Here is an 845-nt window from a genome sequence, read left to right as displayed (position 1 = left end):
CGCTACCCCTTGCACCCCATACAAGTAATAATCATTTTGGCGCGGCCAGCGGTACATGCCAAAGTGCCTGTGAAAGTTGGAGATATGCGTTTAAAATCAAGGTGTTATGCGGGCTCTTCGGGACTGAGATTTGTCCCGGGATGTGCCGGGAAATCCCGCTAGAGCCCGCCGCTGGTGTACCCCTGGGTGTACCCCTGGAGATTGATTTGCGATGACTAGGTATCCAAAGCAAGGCAAGGGCAGTCGCTGGACCGAGCTGGCACTAAAAGCTGTTCCAACAGATTGGAAGGGTGACGACCTGGTCGACGGGGGCGGCCTGAGGGGAGAGGTGCGTGTTGCCACTGATGGTCGTGTGACGGTCAACTTCAAGTACGGCTACAAGTGGCAGGGTGTACGGAAGAACCACTACTGCGGTACATGGCCGGACCTTGGGCTGGCCGAGATCCGGTCGGAGCGGGATCGAGCGCGCGACCAACTGTCTGGTGGGGTAAATCCCGCGGATCAGCGAAAAGCCAATCGCCTTGAGGCTCAGGCCCAGGTGGAGGCAGTCATCGAGGACACCCGTCGAGCCAAAGAGGCGGCGGCGCGGCGTCTGACCCTGCGAGGGTTGTTCGAGCATTGGAAGCGCGTGGCGCTGGCCCCTCAGGTCCTTGCCGACGGCAGTCGCACTGGTCGAAAGGACGGAGGAGCCTATGTCGAAGAGGCGTTCAACCGCCGAGTCTTTCCAAAGCTTGGCAGTGTTGCCGCGGAGGACATCGTGCGCGGCGACCTGATGGCGATCCTGGACGACACCAAGGCGGAGGGGCGCCTGCGCGTAGCCAACATCCTGCTCACCGATCTGAACC

General features: G+C 60.6%; 1 protein-coding gene. It reads left to right on the top strand.

Annotated features, from left to right (window positions below):
* Positions 1-211: 211 nt before the first annotated feature.
* Positions 212-845: Arm DNA-binding domain-containing protein (locus AC1DU6_RS33455; protein WP_477862646.1), on the top strand; the 634-nt coding region annotated here is incomplete at its 3' end.

The sequence above is a fragment of the Roseateles sp. P5_B10 genome, from assembly GCF_056400485.1.
This window is presented reverse-complemented; position numbering and strand designations above follow the sequence as displayed.